The organism is Solibacillus sp. FSL K6-4121 (assembly GCF_038002585.1).
GTDB lineage: Bacteria > Bacillota > Bacilli > Bacillales_A > Planococcaceae > Solibacillus > Solibacillus faecavium.
Genome location: NZ_JBBOCS010000001.1, coordinates 1,851,845 through 1,867,583 on the forward strand (window position 1 = coordinate 1,851,845; position 15,739 = coordinate 1,867,583).

Sequence of the window (15,739 nt, forward strand, 5' to 3'; positions counted from 1 at the left end):
AAGATAGAGAGAATGGGAAAGTACAAATTACATGTACTTTCTTTTCTTTTTCATGTGAAGGGTCTGTAGTTGATGAGGGAATGAAGTTATCACTGAATAAGGGTGAAATTTCCGCTTATTTGATAAATTAATTGAAATTCAGCCAAAATAGAGGTAAAAATTCCTCTTATTTATGCTGAAGAACTTGAAAGACAGTGATTTTTCAATGGATAACCGGAATAACTACCCTTATTTACCTCTAAATGATGCTTATTTTAAAAATAACGGTAATAACTCCGCTTATTTTAAACGAAGGGGATTGCTTTTTGTGCCCTCCCCGAATTCCTCCACCTCATATTAAAAAAGCATTAAAAAGAAAGGGTTGAAACAATTGTCAAAACAGGAAGGAAGACAAAAATTCCTACTATTAATCCAACAACTTGAGTTGACTGATGATGTCTATATGTCCTTTTTTGAAAATGGCACACTCGAACGAGTAACCGTCCATAAAAAGAAACGAATTTGGCATTTTAAAATTAAAATAGAAAATATTTTACCGTTCCAAGTGTATCAGTTACTTCGCATGCGTTTAGCAGAGAAGTTTTCACATATAGCCAATGTCCTGTTAACAGTAGAATCGCATAACCCAGTAGTGAATGAACAGCATATTCTCGATTACTGGCAAGTGGCGATTGAACAAATGGGTGAAATGTCGCCTTTATTGCGCGAAAACCTTATGAAACAAACACCACGATGGACAGGTCATAAGCTTGTTGTGACGTCGATGCTGGAAGTGGAGTACTTATCATTAAAATCAAAGTATACGGATAAAATTGCAGAATCCTATAAAACATTTGGTTTTCCACATATTCCGTTAGAATTCCAACTTATCGAGGAATCGGATGAGTTCATCGCACAGCAGGAAGCGTTTTACGAGCAGCGTAAAGAAGAGGAAGAGCGTCTGTCCAAACAGGCAATGGCTGATTTTGCGGCACGTGAAAAAGAGAAGGCAAATAATCCAGGTGCTGCGATGCAAGGAGATACGCCATTCCAAATTGGTGCACTTATAAAAAATCCAGATCCAGTTGAAATCCGTACCGTATTGGAAGAGGAACGCTCCATTGTATTGGAAGGCTTTATATTTGCCTGTGAAGTGAAGGAACTGCGAAGTGGCCGTTCATTATTGGAATTGAAGATTTCCGATTACACTGATTCACTACTCGTAAAAATGTTCTCAAACGGGGACGAAGATGTAGTGAAAATGAAGCAAATTAGTAAGGGAATGTGGGTTCGTGTACGCGGCTCTATTCAACTTGATACATTTGCCCGTGACTTAGTTATGATGGTGAAGGATATTAATGAAATCAAGCACGAACCTCGTAAAGATCATGCTCCAGAAGGTGAAAAACGAGTAGAGCTTCATTTGCATACACCAATGAGCCAGATGGATGCCATGACATCCGTTGATAAATTAGTAGCCCAAGCAGCAAAATGGGGGCATCCCGCTGTTGCGGTAACCGACCATGCAGTCGTGCAGGCATTCCCGGACGCATATGCTGCAGGCAAGAAAAATGGCATAAAAGTGATTTACGGTGTGGAAGCAAACTTAGTGGATGACGGGAAACCAATTGTATATGATCCGATTGATATTGATTTGGAAGAAGCAACGTACGTAGTATTTGACGTAGAGACTACTGGTTTTTCAAACGTATACGATACGATTATCGAGCTGGCTGCTGTAAAAATTAAAAATGGCCAAGTGATAGATACATTTGAACGGTTTTCAAATCCTCACCGCAAACTGACAGCAAAAATCATTGAACTTACCCATATTACCGATGATATGCTCGTGAATGCACCAGAGCTCAATGACGTTATACGCGAATTCCATGACTTTATTGGTGACGGGGTAGTTGTTGCCCACAATGCAGCGTTTGACTTAGGTTTCTTATATGTTGCCTATAAAAATGCGGGTATTGAAGTAAGACACCCAGGTATCGATACGGTGGAGCTTTCCCGACTTGTAAATCCGGGGCAAAAATCGCATAGCTTAAAAACATTAACGAAAAAATATAATATTGAATTAACACAGCATCACCGGGCAATTTATGATACTGAAGCAACCGGTGAACTATTCCTTCATTTACTCAAACAGTCTGCCGATTTAGGTATTAAAAACCTGATTGAAATGAATGACCATGTCGGTGGAGAAGATGGATATAAGCAGGCTCGCCCAAGTCACTGTACTATACTTGCAGTAGATGATGCTGGCTTGAAAAATCTATTTAAATTAATTTCGATATCGCACACGCAAACATTTTACCGAGTACCACGCATTCGCCGTTCGGATTTGCAGCGGTTACGCCAAGGTTTAATCGTCGGTTCTGGCTGTTCGAATGGTGAGCTGTTTGAAACAATGATGAATAAAACGCAGGAAGAAGCCGAACGCATTGCGAAATTTTATGATTACTTGGAAGTCATGCCTAAACCTGTATACTCTCCATTGGTTGATGGGGGTACTGTACATGATGAATGGGCGCTAGAAGATATTATTCGCCGTCTCGTAAAACTTGGCAAAAAGCTGAACCTGCCTGTCGTTGCAACAGGAAACGTCCATTACTTGCATGAAACAGATGCAAAGTTCCGCCAAATTCTAGTCGGTTCAATGGGAGGAGCAAATCCACTGAATCGTAATCCTTTGCCAAAAGTCCACTTCCGTACGACAGATGAAATGTTGAAGGAATTCGACTTTTTAGGACCGGATTTAGCAAAAGAGGTTGTTGTAACGAATACACAGCTTGTTGCTAATATGATTGGTGATGTAAAGCCGATTAAAGATGATTTGTATACACCGAAAATTGAAGGCTCAGATGATGAAGTAACGAATTTGACATACGAAATGGCCCATTTAATTTACGGTCAAAATTTACCGGAAATTGTACAAGCTCGAATTGATAAGGAGTTAAAATCCATTTTAGGACATGGATTCGGCGTTATTTATTTAATATCGGCAAAGCTTGTTAAAAAATCATTGGCAGATGGATACTTAGTAGGTTCACGTGGTTCGGTCGGGTCGTCGCTCGTCGCTACATTTATGGAAATTACCGAAGTAAATCCGTTGCCGCCGCATTATGTTTGCCCTAACTGTAAACATTCGGAGTTTATCGCAGATGGTTCAGTTGCATCCGGTTATGACTTACCGAATAAAGAATGTCCGGAATGTGGAGCGCAGTATAAAAAAGACGGTCAAGATATCCCGTTCGAAACGTTCTTAGGATTTAAGGGAGACAAAGTACCCGATATCGATTTGAACTTCTCCGGAGAATATCAACCGCAAGCCCATAACTACACGAAAGTGCTTTTCGGTGAAGATTATGTATTCCGTGCTGGAACAATAGGAACAGTTGCGGAAAAGACAGCTTATGGCTATGTAAAAGGCTATGGAAGCGATAATGGTATCACGTACCGCAACGCCGAGGTAGACCGATTAGTTCAAGGATGTACGGGTGTAAAACGGACAACAGGACAACATCCAGGCGGAATCATCGTAGTACCGGATTATATGGATATATATGATTTCTCTCCAGTACAGTTCCCTGCGGATGCGCAGGATTCTGAATGGAAAACGACGCACTTTGACTTCCATTCGATTCATGATAATATTTTAAAACTCGATATACTCGGTCACGATGATCCGACTGTTATTCGTATGCTGCAGGATTTATCAGGAATTGATCCAAAAACAATTCCAACCGACGATCCAATTGTTATGAAAATTTTCAGTTCAACAGAGACGCTTGGTGTGACAGATAAACAAATAGGTGCCAAAACAGGTACACTAGGCATTCCTGAGTTTGGTACAAAATTTGTTCGTCAAATGCTTGAAGAAACAAAGCCAACGACTTTTAGTGAACTTGTCCAAATTTCCGGACTTTCTCATGGGACGGACGTTTGGTTAGGGAATGCAGCGGAGCTTATAAAAGATGGGACTTGTGTATTAAAAGAAGTAATTGGTTGTCGTGACGATATTATGGTGTATTTAATCTATCAGGATTTAGAGCCATCATTTGCCTTTAAAATTATGGAATCTGTACGTAAAGGAAAAGGCTTAACAGAAGAAATGGAAGCTGAGATGCGCGCGAAAAAAGTACCGGAATGGTATATCGATTCATGTAAAAAGATAAAGTACATGTTCCCGAAAGCCCATGCCGCAGCCTATGTTTTAATGGCGGTACGTATCGCATGGTTTAAAGTTCACCATCCAATCCTTTACTATGCAGCCTACTTTACAGTGCGTGCATCTGATTTCGATCTAATTGCGATGACACAGGGTTCTGTTATGATTCGCAAAAAAATTGATGAAATAAATATGAAGGGGCTCGATGCAGCTCCGAAAGAAAAAAGTTTGTTAACAGTTATGGAAATTGCGCTTGAAATGTGTGAACGCGGGATGAGCTTCAAGAAAGTAGATTTATACCGTTCACAGGCGAGTGAGTTTATAATTGAAGGAAATTCACTAATTCCACCATTTGATGCTATACCAGGACTTGGTACAAACGTAGCAAAACAAATCGTAGAGGCACGTAAAAATGGTGAATTCCTATCAAAAGAGGATTTACAGCAACGTGGCCGTGTATCGAAAACTTTAATTGAGTACATGGATGAATTAGGCTGCCTTGAAGGTATGCCAGATGCCAATCAACTTTCACTATTTTAAGACGAAATTTTATTGAAGCGTACACCAATAGGCAATATTTGCATTCAATAAGCCTTTATGCTATGCTAAAATTAATAATTTGTTGATAGTTCGCCAGCAAAAGAGTGGGTTTTCCCGCTCTTTTCTGTTGTTTACACAACTATTTTATCTTCATTCAGCAAGTGTTTAAAACACTTGCTGAATGAAGATAAACCACTGGCGAATATCACAGGTTTCAATTGATAAAATTCAATGAATACTCGTCTTTTGTTTAACAAATAACATCATGATTTTTAAGAGACAAAGACGCTAGGGAGGATACGATGAGCAAAGTTACGTCGATCATTGAAGAGCTAGTGACACCGATCGTGGAAGAGCTTGAATTAGAATTAGTTGATATCGAGTTCCTAAAAGAAGGACGCGACTGGTTCCTTCGTATTTACGTTGATACACCTGAAGGCGGCATTGATATTTTACAATGCGCACAAGTGAGTGAACGTTTAAGCGAGAAACTGGATGAAAACGATCCAATCGAGCAAAACTATTATTTAGAAGTTTCTTCACCAGGAGCCGAACGTCCATTAAAAAAACAACAGGACTTTGAAAAAGCAATCGGCAAATACATTTATGTAAAAACTTATGAGCCAGTTAAGGATTTAAAAGAATTCTATGGTTATTTACGCGCATATACAGATGAATATTTAGAACTTGAATTCCGTATTAAAACACGTAAAGTTACAGTACAAATTGAAAAAGAAAAAATTGCGCAGGCACGTCTTGCCATCGATTTTTCAGATAAGCAAATTTAGGAGTGAAAACAAAATGAGTAGTGAATTACTAGATGCCCTAACTGCCCTTGAAGAGCAGAAAGGTATTTCAAGAGATGTATTGATTGAAGCGATTGAGGCAGCTTTAGTAACTGCGTATAAACGTAATTTCAACCAAGCACAAAACGTACGTGTCGACCTTAACCTTGCAACAGGTTCAATGGTCGTTTATTCGCGTAAAGACGTAGTGGAAGAAGTAGAAGACGATCGCTTAGAAATCGCATTAGAAGATGCGAAGTTTATTAATGCAGCTTATGAAATTGGTGACATCGTAGAAGAAGAAGTAACACCACGTAACTTCGGGCGCATCGCAGCACAGACTGCAAAACAAGTTGTAACACAACGTGTTCGTGAAGCGGAACGCGGTTTAATTTATGAAGAGTATGTAGACCGTGAAGATGATATCGTAACTGGCGTAATTGAGCGTCAAGATGCACGTAATATTTACGTATCCATCGGTAAAGTAGAAGCGGCATTACCAGTAAACGAACAAATTCAAGGTGAAGTGTATAAGCCAACTTCACGCATCCGTGTTTACATTACTAAAGTTGAGCGCACTACACGTGGTCCACAAGTAATTGTATCTCGTACTCATCCTGGATTACTACGTCGTCTATTTGAAATGGAAGTTCCTGAAATTTATGATGGCACAGTTGAAATTAAATCAATTGCACGTGAAGCGGGAGACCGTTCAAAAATCTCTGTATATGCACATAATGAAGAAGTAGATCCTGTAGGCTCATGTGTTGGAGCAAAAGGTGCACGTGTGCAAACAATTGTAAACGAACTAAACGGTGAGAAAATCGATATCGTTGAATGGTCTGAAGATCCAGTCGTATTCGTTGCAAATGCATTAAGTCCTTCAAAAGTTTTAGACGTTCAAGTAAATGAAGAAGAAAAGTCAACAACAGTTGTTGTACCAGACTATCAACTATCTTTAGCAATCGGTAAACGCGGTCAAAATGCACGTTTAGCTGCAAAATTAACTGGTTGGAAAATCGACATTAAGAGTGAAACTGATGCCCGTGAATTAGGAATCTATCCTTCTGAAACGAGCACATTTATACCACATGAAGATAAAGAAGATGTACAATTTGATTTATATGGTGACGATGAAGAGTAACCATCTGTTGGAATGATTTTGCAAGGAGGGTGAGCAAAATGGTCGTTAATAAAAAAATTCCTTTACGTAAATGTGTCGCAACAGGTGAGATGCTTCCAAAAAAGTCAATGATTCGTGTCGTTCGTTCCAAAGAAGGCGAAGTAACAGTTGACATTACAGGAAAAAAATCCGGTCGTGGAGCATATGTTTCTAAAACGGAGCAAGCGGTGGAAATCGCACGTAAAAAGAATATTTTAGATCGCCAGCTTGATGCAAAAGTGCCGGATGAAGTGTATGAGGAATTGCTAACACTAATCCGCAGGGAGTCGATTTTATGACAAACCCTGCATTGCTGCAGCTATTAGGCTTAGCGGCACGTGCTCGAAAAACAATCTCTGGAGAAGAGCTTGTCATAAGGGAAATTCGTAATGGCAAAGCTAAACTAGTATTTTTAGCATCAGATGCTTCAGCGAATACAAGTAAAAAAATTCAAGATAAATGTACGTTTTATAACGTTGAGTATTATGTTTTCGGAGATCGATATGATCTTGGACATGCTACCGGGAAGGAAGCCCGTGTAGCGATTGCTATTACAGATAGCGGATTTGCTAAAAAAATGTCTAGTCTACTCAACGAAAATTAATCGGGGGTGAGCAGATGAGCAAAGTAAGAGTTCATGAATATGCGAAAAAGGTAAATAAAACAAGTAAGGAAGTTATTGAGAAGCTTGCAAGTTTCAATCTGCCAGTGAAAAATCACATGGCGGTAATTGATGACCAGGCGGTATCAAAACTAAATTCTGTCTTTAAGCAAGCAGCAGAACCAACGAAAGATTCTCCTGCAAGACCTGTCAAAGCTGTAAATGCATCGCCAAAACCTGGCGAGCAAGGACAGAGAAAATCACAACAGAATCTAAAGCAGGATCGTCCACAATCTGCTTCAACTAACCAACAACCGAACAAGCAAAGAAACGCCCAAGGGCAAACAAGATCGCAACAACCGAACAAATCAGCAAATGCCCAAGGACAAACGAGATCGCAACAACCGAACAGATCTACAAATACCCAAGGGCAATCAAGACCGCAACAAACAAACAGACCTACAAATGCTCAAGGGCAAACAACATCGCAACAAGGCGAAAAACAAAGAAATGAAAAAGGTAACCAAAATCGAAATATGACTCAAAATACTAATAACAACCGCAAAGGCGGCACAAACCAAAATAATAGTAATAATAAAGGCGGTAACACGCAGAATAAGGGTGGCTACCAACAACGTAGAAAGCCAGGAATTAATGGTGGTAAACGTCGTACGCATCGCCCGGCACCGCAGCCAATGGTACAAAAAGAATTACCGGAAAAAATTACGTTCTACGAAAGCTTGTCAGTTGCAGAACTTGCAAAAAAATTACACCGTGAGCCATCGGAAATTATCAAAAAATTATTCATGCTTGGTGTAATGGCGACAATTAACCAAGAGTTAGACAAAGATGCGATTGAGCTTATTTGTACTGACTACGGTGTAGAAGTAGAAGAAGAAATCCGTATCGACAAAACAGATTTAGATACGTACTTCGATGATACAATCGTAGAAGTGGACGAAAATGCTCTAGAAGAGCGTCCACCAGTTGTAACAATCATGGGTCACGTTGACCACGGTAAAACAACGTTACTTGACTCAATTCGTAACACAAAAGTAACTGCTGGCGAAGCAGGCGGTATCACACAACATATCGGTGCTTACCAAGTTACTGAAAATGGCAAAAAAATCACGTTTTTAGATACACCAGGACACGCAGCATTCACAACTATGCGTGCGCGCGGAGCATCTATCACTGATATCGCTATAATTGTTGTAGCAGCTGATGACGGTGTAATGCCTCAAACAGTTGAAGCAATTAACCATGCGAAAGCAGCTGAAGTACCAATTATCGTAGCTGTAAACAAAATGGATAAACCATCGGCAAATCCTGATCGCGTTCAGCAAGAATTAACTGAGCACGGTTTAGTTCCTGAAGCATGGGGTGGAGACACAGTGTTCGTTCCACTTTCAGCACTTAAAGGTGAAGGAATCGATGAATTATTAGAAATGATTCTTTTAACTGCAGAGGTTGGCGAATTAAAAGCAAACCCAACTCGTGCTGCGATCGGTTCAGTAATCGAAGCACAATTAGATAAAGGGCGCGGTGCTGTTGCAACTTTATTAGTTCAAGATGGTACATTACGTGTTGGTGACCCAATCGTAGTTGGTCATGCATATGGTCGTGTACGTGCAATGGTAAACGATTTAGGCCGTCGCATTAAAACAGCTGGTCCATCTACACCAGTGGAAATTACAGGTCTAAATGAAGTACCACAAGCCGGTGACCGTTTCGTAGTATTCCAAGACGAAAAAACTGCTCGCCAAGTTGGGGAATCACGTTCAATGACAGCGATTCAAGCACAACGTTCTGAAAAGCAACGTGTAACACTTGATAACTTATTTGAACAAATGAGCCAAGGCGAAATGAAAGAGTTAAACTTAATCGTAAAAGCAGACGTACAAGGTACAGTGGAAGCAATGGCTTCTTCATTAATGAAAATTGATGTTGAAGGTGTTAACGTAAAAATCATCCACACAGGTGCGGGTGCTATTACAGAATCAGATATTTCACTTGCTGCTGCATCAAACGCTATCGTTATCGGATTCAACGTACGTCCAGATACGAATGCTAAGCGTGCTGCGGATGAAGAAGGTGTAGATATTCGTCAACACCGTATCATCTATAAAGTGATCGAAGAAATCGAACAAGCGATGAAAGGGATGCTTGATCCTGAATTCGAAGAAAAAATCGTTGGTCAAGCGGAAGTTCGTCAAACTATCAAAGTATCTAAAGTCGGTACAATTGCCGGTTCATACGTTATTGAAGGTAAAATGGTACGTGATGCGGGTGTACGTGTAATCCGTGAAAACGTTGTTGTTTTTGAAGGCGAATTAGATTCACTAAAACGCTTTAAAGATGATGCAAAAGAAGTAGCAAAAGGCTATGAATGTGGTATCACAATTAAAAACTACAACGACATTAAAGAAGGCGACATTATTGAAGCCTTCGTAATGGAAGAGATTGTTCGTAAATAATGATTGTGTATGCAGAGATTGAATTCATCATTCAGACTGCCCACTCATTAAAAGAAAAGCGTGCTGTTCTACAACGAATGGTAATGCGGACGAAACAAAAGTTCAATGTTTCCGTTGCTGAAATTGACCATCAGGATGTATGGCAGCGTACGAGGTTAGCACTTGTTTCAGTGGCTTCTTCAAAAGAAGCGGCTGAACGCGAGCTAATGCGTGCAGTACACTTTTTACAGTCAAATCCACAATGGGAACAGCTGGATTTTTATCGTGAATATTTATAAAATCCACATCTAGTGGAAACTAAAATATCAATTACGCAAGTTAAATGAGGTGACATTTATGTCTCTACGTTCTAATCGAGTTGGCGAGCAAATGAAAAAGGAAATTACTGAAATCATTGCACGCAAAATCAAAGACCCACGCGTAGGTTTCGTTACAGTTACAGATGTAGCCGTAACAGGTGACTTACAGCAAGCAACTGTTTATATTACATCGTTAGGTAATGACCGCGAACGTGCGGAAACATTGCAAGCTTTAGAAAAAGCATCTGGTTTTATCCGTTCGGAAGTTGGTTCTCGTATTCGTTTACGCCGTACGCCTGAACTAGCATTCGAATTCGATACAGCAATCGAATACGGAAATAAAATTGATGCATTACTACGTGGCTTACACGAAGATAAATAAAACAAAGAAGTCTGCACTGCATAACTATGCAGGCAGACTTTTTTTCGTTTGAATACTGTCTTTAACTAAATTTTTGTATACAGAAGTTTCGTTTAGGGAACAAATTTTATACTAAGGTAGAGTGACGCGAAGCGAAGGGGGCGAGTGTAGCTGACGGCTAACGCCTTTCGCTACAAGCAGGCTTCCTGCGGGAAAAGCACGAGGGAGAGACTACAGGCTCGAGCCGTGCCCGCGGGAGAGACTACAGGCTCGAGCCGTGCCCGCGGAAAGCGTCCCCCCGTAGCGGAGCAGAACGGACTATATGAAGAGTACTACATAATTTAGGATATGTAGATTGGATGAAATAGACGGAGAAATTCCGCTTATTTGTAAAATCGAGTGAAAAAAGGTCGAAATAGCGGTAGAAATTCCGGTTATTAATTAAAATAATAACTAAAAACATGATTTTTCAATGAATAAGCGGAAAACATACCTTTATTTTTCCTGAAATGAAGGGTAGTCAGTAAAATAAACGGAAACTCTCCGCTTATTTTAAAACTGATTAAATACGTCAAAACTTATTTATAATAATGAACCAATTAATATTACCCGCATGAAGCACGTACAAGGTGGATTGCCAACAAAGGAGCAAAACAATGAACGGTATTTTGCCATTATGGAAAGAGCGCGGTATGACAAGTCATGACTGCGTGTTCAAGCTAAGAAAAATATTGAAGACAAAAAAAGTAGGTCACACCGGGACACTGGATCCAGGTGTTGAAGGTGTTTTACCAATCTGCATAGGCCAGGCAACAAGAATTGCAGAATATTTAACTGATGCAGGCAAAACATATGAAGCGGTCGTTTCAATCGGACGTACGACTACAACAGAAGATGCAGAAGGGGAAACTGTCGAACAAAACAGCGATGTTAAATCCTTCTCACGTGCTGATATTTTACAGGCACTCACATCTTTAACAGGCGTAATCGAACAAACACCTCCAATGTTCTCAGCTGTAAAAGTGAATGGGAAAAAACTTTATGAATATGCTCGGGCAGGTCAAACGGTAGAGCGCCCAACACGTAAAATTACGATATATGAGTTGGAATTATTAGATGATGCACAAAAGTTCGAGGGAGAAGAAGTAACATTTTCAATCCGTATTAAGTGTTCAAAAGGCACGTATATCCGTACATTAGCGGTACAAATTGGGGAAGCGCTAGGCTATCCTGCACATATGCATGAGCTTGTTCGAACAGCTTCCGGCACATTTACGAAAGACAATTGCTTCACTTTAGCACAAATTGCAGAAATGATGGAAGCAGGGGAACAGGAGAAATTTTTACTGCCTGTAGAATATGCCTTGTCAGATTATCCTTATATTGAAGTTACGGCTGATATTGAGAAGCAAATTTTCAATGGACAAGTTCTTCCAATGCATGCATTATTAAAAGAACATGATAAAATTGTGTATGGTGTAGAGGGAAGAGCATTTGCGGTTTATATCGCCCACCCGACTAAACAAGGGCAAATGAAACCGGATAAAATGTTCCCCGAAATTAATTAGGAGGCATATGATGAACGTTATTCATTTAAAATACCCCCATCAATTAGCACAAAAAGTTAAAGATCAGCCATATTCATTGGCAATTGGTTTTTTTGACGGGGTACATAAAGGTCATAAAGCGGTGATTGAATCTGCAATACAAAAAGCAGAAGAATTAAAAATTAAAAGTGCTGTTATGACATTTGATCCGCATCCATCGATTGTGTTAGGTGGACGCAATGAAAAAGTGTTTTATATTACACCACTTTCACAAAAATTAGATACGCTGGAAAAACTGAATGTCGATACTGTATTTGTTGTGAATTTCACATCAGACTTTGCGAAGTTAACTCCTGAACAATTTATCGAGTATTTTATTATTGATTTGAACGTCCAGCATGTGACAGCAGGCTTTGATTTTTCATTTGGTGCGTTTGGCAAAGGGAATATGGAGCTGATGGCACAATTGTCTAACGGCCATTACGGTGTAACAGTGATTGATAAGCTTTCAGATATTGAAGAAAAAATCAGTTCTACTCGTATCCGAAAAGCTTTACAGGATGGTGAGATGGAGCAAGTTCGTAATCTATTAGGTCGTGCATTTGAAGTGCCAGGTATTGTAGTACATGGGGATAAACGTGGACGTACGATGGGATTCCCGACAGCAAATGTACAAGCAATGGAAGGATGTTACATACCAGCTACAGGTGTTTACGCAGTAAAAATTTTAGTGCAAAACGAGTGGTATAATGGTGTATGCAATGTTGGCTATAAACCGACTTTCCACAATCCAGACGAAAAGCGACTGTCCATCGAAGTGCATATTTTAGATTTTGATAAAAATATTTACGGTGAAGAGGTAATCGTCGGCTGGTATAAACGAATTCGCAGTGAGCGTAAATTCAACGGAATTGAAGCTTTAATTGAGCAAATCGAAATGGATAAACAACAAGCGATTGCCTATTTTGAAGAACTGCGCTAAATAGTTGCACACATATAAAGAACTATGGTACTATTCATAAGTACGAAACTCTCGTATGAACCTTAGCTCGGCTTTCACGCAACTCCAGCGATTGCTGTGCTATTGGGGATATTTTATTTATTAGGAGGTCATTTTAAAATGGCAATTACACAACAACGTAAAAACGAAATTATCGCTGAGTACCGCGTGCACGAAACAGATACTGGTTCTCCAGAAGTACAAGTAGCTGTATTAACTGCAGAAATCAACGCTTTAAACGCTCACTTAGCTACTCACAAGAAAGATTTCCACTCTCAACGTGGTCTTCTTAAAATGGTAGGTAAACGTCGTCATTTATTAAAATATTTACGTGAAAACGATGTAGCTCGTTACCGTGAATTAATTACTAAACTTGGATTACGTCGCTAATCTGACAATATAAAAAGCGGGATTTTTCCCGCTTTTTATTATGTTTTGAAATCAGTCAGCTTTCCAGAATAATGGTGCGATGTTTAACTTCTTTGAGCAGGTGTAAAAACGCCTGTTGAAAGAAGTTAAACCATTGCTGGAAGGTTTAAAATAATGATTAAATTTATATAAATTTAATCAAAAAATTTAGCATAGAAAACGCTTTTTTGATACACTTACTATGGTACATAAAATGATACGTAGAGTGTTTCAATAAGAAAGGGGTTCAATTAATGAACGAAAAAAAAGTCTTTTCGTATGAATGGGCAGGTCGTCCACTCGTAGTAGAAGTAGGTCAGTTAGCAAAACAAGCAAATGGGGCGGCAATGGTACGCTACGGCGAAACAGCAGTGTTAGCTACAGCAACAATGTCTAAACACCCAAAGCCATTAGATTTCTTCCCGTTAACAGTTAACTTTGAAGAACGTCTATACGCAGCAGGAAAAATTCCAGGTGGTTTCATTAAACGTGAAGGACGTCCATCAGAAGCGGCAGTATTAACTTCTCGCTTAATCGACCGTCCAATCCGTCCAATGTTCCCGGATGGTTTCCGTAATGAAGTACAATCAATTTTAATGGTTATGTCAAATGATTCAGATTGCCCGGCAGATGTAGCGGCAATGTTTGGTTCTTCATTATCATTAGCTATTTCAGATATTCCTTTCGATGGACCGATCGCTGGTGTTCATGTAGGCTATATCGACGGTGAATTCGTTGTGAATCCAACAGTAGAACAAGCAGCAAAATCGACTGTTCACTTAACAGTAGCAGGTAACAAAGATGCGATTAACATGGTAGAAGCAGGTGCTTTAGAAGTATCTGAAGACATCATGCTTGAAGCAATTATGTTCGGTCACGATGAAATCAAAAAATTAATCGCTTTCCAAGAGCAAATTATTGCTGAAGTTGGTAAAGAAAAATTAGAAGTTACATTATATGAATTAGATGCAGACTTAACAGCAGCGATCAAAGCTGAATGTGAAGCTGATATGAATACAGCAATCCAAACAGTAGACAAGCAATTACGTGAAGAAAATATTACAGCTGTAAAAACACGTATTATTGAATCATATGAAGCTCAAGAAGCTGATGATGAGACGATGAAGCAAGTGAAAGCTATTTTAGATAAAATGGTAAAAGATGAAGTGCGTCGTTTAATTACAGAAGACAAAGTTCGTCCGGATGGTCGTAAACAAGATGAGATCCGTCCACTATCTTCTGAAGTAGATTTATTGCCACGTGCACACGGTTCTGCATTATTCACTCGTGGACAAACTCAGGCATTATCAATTTGTACATTAGGTGCTTTAGGCGATGTGCAAATTATTGATGGTTTAGGTATTGAAGAGTCAAAACGCTGGATGCACCATTACAACTTCCCACAATTCTCAGTTGGGGAAACTGGTCGTTACGGTAGCCCAGGTCGTCGTGAAATCGGTCACGGTGCATTAGGTGAGCGTGCGATTTTAGCAGTAATGCCATCAGAAGAGGAATTCCCATATGCAATCCGTTGTGTATCGGAAGTATTAGAATCAAATGGTTCTACTTCTCAAGCATCAATTTGTGCTTCTACAATGGCACTTATGGCTGCAGGTGTTCCAATTAAAGCACCAGTTGCAGGTATTGCAATGGGTCTTGTTAAAAAAGGCGAGCACTATACAGTATTATCAGATATCCAAGGTATGGAAGACCACCTTGGCGATATGGACTTTAAAGTGGCAGGTACAGCTAAAGGTGTAACAGCACTTCAAATGGACATTAAAATCGATGGTCTGTCTCGTGATATTTTAGAAGAAGCATTAACTCAAGCGAAAATTGGTCGTTTACACATTTTAGATCATATGATGTCAACGATTTCCGATTCTCGTACTTCATTATCACAATACGCACCAAAAATTGTTTCAATCAAAATTAACCCTGACAAAATCCGCGATGTAATCGGACCGGGTGGTAAAGTAATCAATAAAATTATTGATGAAACAGGCGTTAAAATTGATACAGAACAAGACGGTACAATTTACATCGCTTCAGCAGATGAAGCAATGATTAACCGTGCAAAAGAAATGATCGAATCAATCGTACGTGAAGCTAAAGTAGGCGAGTACTACTTATCAACAGTAAAACGTATTGAAAAATTCGGTGCATTCTGTGAAATCTTCCCAGGTAAAGACGGCTTACTTCACATTTCGGAAATTCAAGAAGAACGTACGAAAGATGTAGAAGACGTATTAAAACTTGGCGATGAATTACTTGTGAAGTGTATCGAAATCGACAAGCAAGGTCGCGTAAACTTATCACGCAAAGTCGTTATCAAAGAAGAAAAAGAGCGCGCAGAAAAAGCGTAATTTTCAACAATATAAAAAGGGAGGTTGTACACTATGT

The 15,739-nt window shown here is 39.5% G+C and carries 12 protein-coding genes; all 12 read left to right on the plus strand.

Features of this window, described 5'->3' with window-relative positions; translation table 11 throughout:
- The first annotated feature begins 370 nt into the window (after positions 1–370).
- Positions 371–4,696, plus strand: a complete 4,326-nt coding sequence (locus MHH95_RS09195; protein WP_340727250.1) for a PolC-type DNA polymerase III — start codon at positions 371–373, stop codon at positions 4,694–4,696.
- A 302-nt stretch (positions 4,697–4,998) separates the two neighbouring features.
- On the plus strand, positions 4,999–5,484 hold the full coding sequence (gene rimP, locus MHH95_RS09200) for a ribosome maturation factor RimP (protein ID WP_191698373.1): 486 nt from the start codon (positions 4,999–5,001) through the stop codon (positions 5,482–5,484).
- Between the two features lie 13 nt (positions 5,485–5,497).
- Complete coding sequence (gene nusA, locus MHH95_RS09205; RefSeq protein ID WP_191698372.1) at positions 5,498–6,625, plus strand: transcription termination factor NusA; 1,128 nt, start codon at positions 5,498–5,500, stop codon at positions 6,623–6,625.
- A 38-nt stretch (positions 6,626–6,663) separates the two neighbouring features.
- Positions 6,664–6,942, plus strand: coding sequence for an RNase P modulator RnpM (rnpM, locus tag MHH95_RS09210; RefSeq protein WP_191698371.1), 279 nt, complete (start codon positions 6,664–6,666; stop codon positions 6,940–6,942).
- The gene (locus tag MHH95_RS09215) at positions 6,939–7,247 is read left to right on the plus strand and encodes a YlxQ family RNA-binding protein (RefSeq protein WP_191698370.1); all 309 of its coding nucleotides are present in this window, start codon (positions 6,939–6,941) and stop codon (positions 7,245–7,247) included. The genes rnpM and MHH95_RS09215 overlap by 4 nt, the downstream gene beginning before the upstream one ends.
- A 14-nt stretch (positions 7,248–7,261) precedes the next feature.
- Positions 7,262–9,721 carry a translation initiation factor IF-2 gene (gene infB, locus MHH95_RS09220; protein WP_340727251.1) on the plus strand — a complete coding sequence of 820 codons (2,460 nt, stop codon included), beginning with the start codon at positions 7,262–7,264 and terminating at the stop codon, positions 9,719–9,721.
- Complete coding sequence (locus tag MHH95_RS09225) at positions 9,721–9,999, plus strand: DUF503 domain-containing protein (RefSeq protein WP_191698368.1); 279 nt, start codon at positions 9,721–9,723, stop codon at positions 9,997–9,999. Before infB ends, MHH95_RS09225 begins: the two co-directional genes overlap by 1 nt.
- Positions 10,000–10,057: 58 nt before the next feature.
- The gene (rbfA, locus tag MHH95_RS09230; protein ID WP_191698367.1) at positions 10,058–10,402 is read left to right on the plus strand and encodes a 30S ribosome-binding factor RbfA; all 345 of its coding nucleotides are present in this window, start codon (positions 10,058–10,060) and stop codon (positions 10,400–10,402) included.
- Positions 10,403–11,037: 635 nt separating this feature from the next.
- Positions 11,038–11,949 (plus strand): tRNA pseudouridine(55) synthase TruB, encoded by a 912-nt coding sequence (truB, locus tag MHH95_RS09235; protein WP_340727252.1) that lies wholly within the window; start codon positions 11,038–11,040, stop codon positions 11,947–11,949.
- 10 nt (positions 11,950–11,959) lie between these two features.
- Positions 11,960–12,910 carry a riboflavin biosynthesis protein RibF gene (gene ribF / locus MHH95_RS09240; protein WP_340727253.1) on the plus strand — a complete coding sequence of 317 codons (951 nt, stop codon included), beginning with the start codon at positions 11,960–11,962 and terminating at the stop codon, positions 12,908–12,910.
- A 138-nt stretch (positions 12,911–13,048) separates the two neighbouring features.
- A complete protein-coding gene (gene rpsO, locus MHH95_RS09245) occupies positions 13,049–13,318 on the plus strand; it encodes a 30S ribosomal protein S15 (protein WP_191698364.1) in 270 nt (89 codons plus the stop codon).
- A 272-nt stretch (positions 13,319–13,590) separates the two neighbouring features.
- Entirely contained in the window at positions 13,591–15,702 is a 2,112-nt protein-coding gene (gene pnp / locus MHH95_RS09250; RefSeq protein WP_191698363.1) for a polyribonucleotide nucleotidyltransferase, read from the plus strand.
- The last annotated feature ends 37 nt before the right edge of the window (positions 15,703–15,739 follow it).

What these genes read in the sequence shown, in the direction of transcription:
- MHH95_RS09215 (WP_191698370.1), top strand. Translation starts at nt 6,939, where the DNA reads ATGACAAACCCTGCATTGCTGCAGCTATTAGGCTTAGCGGCACGTGCT.
- infB (WP_340727251.1), top strand. Translation starts at nt 7,262, where the DNA reads ATGAGCAAAGTAAGAGTTCATGAATATGCGAAAAAGGTAAATAAAACA.
- rpsO (WP_191698364.1), top strand. Translation starts at nt 13,049, where the DNA reads ATGGCAATTACACAACAACGTAAAAACGAAATTATCGCTGAGTACCGC.
- rimP (WP_191698373.1), top strand. Translation starts at nt 4,999, where the DNA reads ATGAGCAAAGTTACGTCGATCATTGAAGAGCTAGTGACACCGATCGTG.
- truB (WP_340727252.1), top strand. Translation starts at nt 11,038, where the DNA reads ATGAACGGTATTTTGCCATTATGGAAAGAGCGCGGTATGACAAGTCAT.
- MHH95_RS09225 (WP_191698368.1), top strand. Translation starts at nt 9,721, where the DNA reads ATGATTGTGTATGCAGAGATTGAATTCATCATTCAGACTGCCCACTCA.
- rnpM (WP_191698371.1), top strand. Translation starts at nt 6,664, where the DNA reads ATGGTCGTTAATAAAAAAATTCCTTTACGTAAATGTGTCGCAACAGGT.
- nusA (WP_191698372.1), top strand. Translation starts at nt 5,498, where the DNA reads ATGAGTAGTGAATTACTAGATGCCCTAACTGCCCTTGAAGAGCAGAAA.
- ribF (WP_340727253.1), top strand. Translation starts at nt 11,960, where the DNA reads ATGAACGTTATTCATTTAAAATACCCCCATCAATTAGCACAAAAAGTT.
- rbfA (WP_191698367.1), top strand. Translation starts at nt 10,058, where the DNA reads ATGTCTCTACGTTCTAATCGAGTTGGCGAGCAAATGAAAAAGGAAATT.
- pnp (WP_191698363.1), top strand. Translation starts at nt 13,591, where the DNA reads ATGAACGAAAAAAAAGTCTTTTCGTATGAATGGGCAGGTCGTCCACTC.